4 protein-coding genes are annotated in these 5,370 nt (G+C 72.3%); 1 reads left to right on the forward strand and 3 read right to left on the reverse strand.

Going from position 1 to position 5,370, the window contains the following annotated elements; translation table 11 throughout:
- Positions 1–70: 70 nt before the first annotated feature.
- From glmS to QM626_RS05915, 3 genes are all read right to left on the reverse strand, one after another.
- A complete protein-coding gene (glmS, locus tag QM626_RS05905) occupies positions 71–1,921 on the reverse strand; it encodes a glutamine--fructose-6-phosphate transaminase (isomerizing) (protein ID WP_415074965.1) in 1,851 nt (616 codons plus the stop codon).
- Positions 1,922–2,434: 513 nt separating this feature from the next.
- On the reverse strand, positions 2,435–4,138 hold the full coding sequence (locus QM626_RS05910; RefSeq protein ID WP_415074966.1) for a DUF4012 domain-containing protein: 1,704 nt from the start codon (positions 4,136–4,138) through the stop codon (positions 2,435–2,437).
- A complete protein-coding gene (locus QM626_RS05915; protein ID WP_415074968.1) occupies positions 4,135–4,674 on the reverse strand; it encodes a hypothetical protein in 540 nt (179 codons plus the stop codon). Before QM626_RS05915 ends, QM626_RS05910 begins: the two co-directional genes overlap by 4 nt.
- Before the next feature lie 445 nt (positions 4,675–5,119).
- On the opposite strand from QM626_RS05915, the gene QM626_RS05920 reads away from it, so the two are divergent.
- The coding region (locus QM626_RS05920; RefSeq protein WP_415074970.1) for a hypothetical protein at positions 5,120–5,370 on the forward strand (251 nt) is incomplete at its 3' end.

Below are 5,370 nucleotides of genomic sequence, written 5' to 3' on the forward strand. Positions count from 1 at the left end.
GTCGCGGATGTCACGAGAAACACCGCGGAGCGTGACATCCGCGACGTCTCGCGCGGACGAGGGAGGGGCCTCATTCGACCGTCACCGACTTCGCGAGGTTGCGCGGCTGGTCCACGTCCAGACCCTTCGCCTCGGACAGGCCCATCGCGAACAGGTGCAGCGGCACGACCGCCAGCAACGGCTCGAACAGCGGCCCCGCCAGCGGGATGCGCAGCACCTCGTCGGCGAACGGCAGCACCGCGGCGTCCCCCTCCTCGGCGACGACGATGACACGGGCGCCGCGGGCGCGCACCTCCTGGATGTTGGAGACCACCTTGTCGTGGAGCAGCGCCGATGCGCGCGGCGACGGGACGAGCACGAACACCGGCTGCCCGGGCTCGATCAGCGCGATCGGCCCGTGCTTGAGCTCGCCCGCCGCGAACCCCTCCGCGTGGATGTAGGAGATCTCCTTGAGCTTGAGCGCGCCCTCCAGCGCGATCGGGTAGCCCACGTGCCGGCCGAGGAACAGCACCGACCGGGTGTCGGCCATCCAGTGCGCGAGCTGCGCGATGTGCGCCGACTCGCCGTCGAGCACCCGGGCGATCTTGCGCGGGATCGCCTCCAGCTCGACCACGTGCTGGGCGATGACCGCGTCGGAGAGCACGCCGCGCACGTGCGCGATGTGCAGGGCCAGCAGGTACTGCGCGGTGATCTGCGCGACGAAGGCCTTGGTCGAGGCCACGGCGACCTCCGGACCGGCGTGCGTGTAGACGACGGCGTCCGACTCGCGCGGGATCGTCGCCCCCTGCGTGTTGCAGATCGATAGCGTCTTCGCCCCGCGCTCACGGGCGTACTTGACCGCCATGAGCGTGTCCATCGTCTCGCCCGACTGGCTGATCGAGACGACGAGCGTGGATGCCGAGAGCACCGGGTCGCGGTAACGGAACTCGTGCGCGAGCTCCACCTCGACCGGGACGCGCGTCCACTGCTCGATCGCGTACTTGCCGACCAGCCCGGCGTAGGCGGCCGTGCCGGCGGCGATGATGACGATCCGGTCGATCCCGGCGAACAGCTCGTCGAGCCCGTCGAGCTCCGGGATGGCGACGACGCCGTCGTGGATGCGGCCGCGCAGGGTGTTCGCGACGGCCTCGGGCTCCTCGGAGACCTCCTTGGCCATGAACGACGACCAGCCGCCCTTCTCGGCGGCCGAGGCGTCCCACGTGACCTCGAACGGCTCGACCTCGACCGGCCCGCCGGCGAAGTCGGTCACCTCGACGCCGCCGGGGGTGATGGCGACGATCTGGTCCTGCCCGATGGCGAGGGCGTTGCGCGTGTGCTCGACGAAGGCCGCGACGTCGGAGCCCAGGAAGTTCTCGCCCTCGCCGAGCCCGATCACCAGCGGCGAGTTCCGGCGGGCGCCGACGACCAGGCCGGGCTGGTCCTGGTGCATCGCGAGCAGGGTGAACGCTCCCTCGAGCCGCGTCACGGCCTGGCGGAATGCGGCGACCAGGTCGTGGGACGCCGCGTACTCGCGCCCCAGCAGGACGGCCGCGACCTCGGTGTCGGTCTCGCTGCGGAACTCGTATCCGTCGCGCAGCAGCTCGGCTTTCAGCTCGGCGAAGTTCTCGATGATGCCGTTGTGGATGACCGCGAGCCTCCCGTCGTCGGCCAGGTGCGGGTGGGCGTTGACGTCGGTGGGGCCGCCGTGGGTGGCCCAGCGGGTGTGGCCGATGCCGGTCGTGCCGGCGGCCAGCGGGTGCTCGGCGAGGTCGTCGCGCAGCACGCTCAGCTTGCCGGCGCGCTTGCGCATGCCGAGGCGGCCGGTCTCGTCGATCACGGCGACGCCGGCGGAGTCATAGCCGCGGTACTCGAGCCGCGCGAGACCGGCGAGGAGGATGCCCTGGCTGGGCCGTGGCCCCACGTATCCGACGATTCCGCACATGGGCTCCAGCGTATCCCGGCACCTGAGAGCGCCGAGACGAAATGGATCCCTCCGTGTCGCTCATTAGGGACTGAACGACGCGGAGGGATCCAGTCACTCCGTGCGAGCCTGGCGATTCCAGCCTTGGGGAAGCCGGAAGCTCACGATCGCTGGGGACGATCGGGCCACAGCGGAGACACGCACACTATATCCCCTCCGGGCACCTCGTGTGAACGGCTGGCGATTTCTCCTCGCCGATTCCGCCGCGCAGCGCTGCGGAACACGGCATCTCTCATAAGTTTTCCCAAAGGTATTGTCCCCCAAATGGGGGACACGTATGCTGATCACGCACAGCACACACCCTTGGGGGAACCGATCGGTTCGGGGCGCGTGAAGCGCGAATGCGGGAACGCTGGGGGTTTCCGCGACCGCGACCCTATGCGTGAAGTGGCGCCCTCGGCGCACTCCGCGCATAGGGTCGCAGCGCGTCGCCGGCGGGAGACGCGGCTCTCATCCGCACGCCGCCGATTCGTCTCATCCGCACGCCGCCGGCTCGACGGCGACATCGACTCCGGCGACGGTCGGCGTGGACACGATCACCGGCGTCTGCGCGTCCGTCGCCGTGAAGCGGACCTCGACCGACTCGGTCTGGCCCGGGGAGATGTTCACCCGCACCGCCGTAGCAGGGTGGCCCTGCGCGATCGCCTGGACCGACGGCATCCGTCCGCCGTTGCCGGTCACCGCGCCGAAGCCGCTGCCGGCGGGCGCCATGACGACGACGGTGGTGCCGATGTCTCCCACCGCCGTGCCCCATATCCCGCCGCCCGTCACCGCGGCGGGGAGGTCGGCCACGGCCTGCACCTCACCGGTGTGCGTGAGCGTCACGGTGACGACCGTGGTGCCGTCGCAGACATGGCGCGCACGCACCGAGACGTCGAGATACATGTCCATCTTGCCGCCGGTCGCATCGTCCAGGAACACCCCGAAGCCCGCGTCGCCCGCCGCATCCAGTCGCGCGAGCGGCCCGGCCACGGCCGTGCCGCTGATCGCCTGCTCCTCCTGTTCGCGTGAGCTCCACACCGAGATGCGCCCCTCGGAGATGGGCTGCGACAGCGCCGCCGCCCACGTCACGGTGTCGATCCGCGCGGCGAGCGCCGGGAGCACGGCAGCGATCACCTCCCGCTGCAACGCGCTCTGGCCGTCGCCGTCCAGGTACAGGTAGGGGTCCACGAGCAGGCGCTGCACGACGTCGTCGGCGGTCAGCTCGGAGCCGTCTGCGAGAGCGATCGGCCCGGTGGCGCTCAGCAGCGCCTGCAGCACGATCGGGTCGACCGCGATCACCGCATCGGGAGCATCGCCGAACTGCCGCTCCCACCAGGACAGCGCGAGCTGCGCCGATGCGGCGAAGTCGGCGGTCATGGTCGTGTTCTGCACGAAGCGTCCGACCACGTCGCCGTACAGCGCGGTGTCGGCGTCCGACACCGGGGCCACGTCCTCGGATGCCGTCGGGAACTGGGTCGAGTCGGCCTGGCGCACCAGGGTGAACGCGCCGTCTTCGACCCGGATCTCGGCGAAGGTGCCCGTGATCCCCCCGCCGGTGCGCAGCTCGGCGGGGTTCTGCAGCACGACCAGGATGTCGCGCGGTCCGTCGACGCCGGCGAGCCCGGGCACGACGACGGCGGCGGTCGCCAGGGCATCGATGACGGGCGTCGCCTCGTCGGCGACGCCCGCGAGGGTGCGCACGCCGTCGGCGAGGGGCGGGATCAGCTCCCCGGTGTCGATGGCGCGGATGTCGTCACGCGCCTGCGCGAACACCTCGGCGGCGTGTGCGAGCGGTTCCTGCTGAGCGCGCCATGCGGCCAGATCGGGGCTCGCCCCGGTCGCCAGCAGAGCCTGCGCGGGCGGCATGATCGCGTCGACCGTGTCGGCGGCGCTCTGCGAGACGGTGCGGATCGCCGCGAGGTTCGGTCCGAGCCCGGGCACGAGCTCGACGACCCGCCACAGCGGCGTGTCCGTGAGCTCGGCGGCCCGGTCGAGATGCTGCTGCGCGGTCTCCAACGACGCCGTGTCGGCGTCCAGGTCGCCGGCGCCGGCGATCTGCTGCACGAGCGGTGCCGCCGCCTGCAGCTCCTGCGCCGCCTGCCAGGCGCGGACCAGCACCCAGCAGGTGGCGGCCGCCGCCAGCAGCACGACGCCGGCGCCGACCGCGACGAGGAGGCGTCTGGTCCGGCGGGTCATCGCCGCGTGGCGCGGCGCCGGCGCGCCCGCACCACCAGGACGACCGCGCCGAGGACGACCGCGGCGAGCGCCGCTCCGACGATCGCGGCGACCGGGGCGTCCAGTCCGGTCACGGCGAGCGCGAGCACGTCCGCCGTGCGCGGGTCGCACTCGGCGACGTGGACCGACACCGTGAGCGTCGGCACGTCGGACCCGACGACCTCCAGCTGCGCCGCGAGGGTGCCGGGAGTGTCGTCCAGCGGCCAGACGACCTCGCCGGCGGCCGCGCCGTCGGTGAGGCTGCCGAGGTCGAGCACGGTGCCGGTGCTGGTCACCGTCAGCCGGACGTCGCCGCTCACCGCGACGGATCCTTCCGGCTGGGTCACCCGCACGTCGTACACGAGCCGCAGGTCGGTGCCCTCGCACTCGACATCGACGGTCGACCCCGCGAGCGTGCTGCGCGACGGGTCCACCGGTGTGTAGTTCGTGTCGTCGGCGTATGCCGCCGTCGGCAATGCGATCAGCGCGGCGACAAGCACCGCTCCCCAAATCCGCATGTCTCGGCCTCCCCAGGCCTGGATGCCGACACCGCCCCCCGCGGCGTCCCGGCGCCCGACTCCCCAGCAGAGCGCTCGTGACCGGCACTATACCCCCGCCCAGCGCGGGACGGAAGCCACGAACGACACGCCGAGCGAAAACCCCCTTTTGGAGGCGACGGATCTGTGGCTATAGTTCAACCGCACGCCAGGCATCGCGAGATGTCGAGGCTGCACCGCCGGGGGGCCGGCGGTGCAGGGCCTCCCGATCTGGGGTCGGGGACAGGGCACCTCGGGCGGGCACAACGGGCATGGGGCCCGTACTGGGGAACATTGGGGAAGAGCACGTCATGGGGAGACGTCATTCGGCGTACCCGCGCATCGGCGACGGGACGCCTCCGGGCACCGTCGCCGGTGCGCGGGTACGCGCTCGACAGCTGCGCCCACCGGCCGGCGGAGCCGCGCGATGAGCGCCATCGGATGGAGCTCGGCGCCGTGGCCGAACGGCGACCGCGAGCTGCGGCAGCCGCTGCAGGCCGATCGCGCGCCGACGGCGGCGATGCCCGACGCATCCGTGCTCGGCGTCCCGCGAGTCACTCCCGCGCTCGGCCGGCGTCTGCGCATCGAGCGTGCGCTGCGCCACCGCGTGGCGGCCACCGACACGGTCGCGGTCGCGGTCGCGGTCACGACCGCCGCCGCGGCGTCACCGGCGCCGAC

Source organism: Microbacterium sp. (assembly GCF_047606385.1).
Taxonomy (GTDB): Bacteria; Actinomycetota; Actinomycetes; order Actinomycetales; family Microbacteriaceae; genus Microbacterium.

What these genes read in the sequence shown, in the direction of transcription:
- glmS (WP_415074965.1), bottom strand. Translation starts at nt 1,921, where the DNA reads ATGTGCGGAATCGTCGGATACGTGGGGCCACGGCCCAGCCAGGGCATC.
- QM626_RS05910 (WP_415074966.1), bottom strand. Translation starts at nt 4,138, where the DNA reads ATGACCCGCCGGACCAGACGCCTCCTCGTCGCGGTCGGCGCCGGCGTC.
- QM626_RS05915 (WP_415074968.1), bottom strand. Translation starts at nt 4,674, where the DNA reads ATGCGGATTTGGGGAGCGGTGCTTGTCGCCGCGCTGATCGCATTGCCG.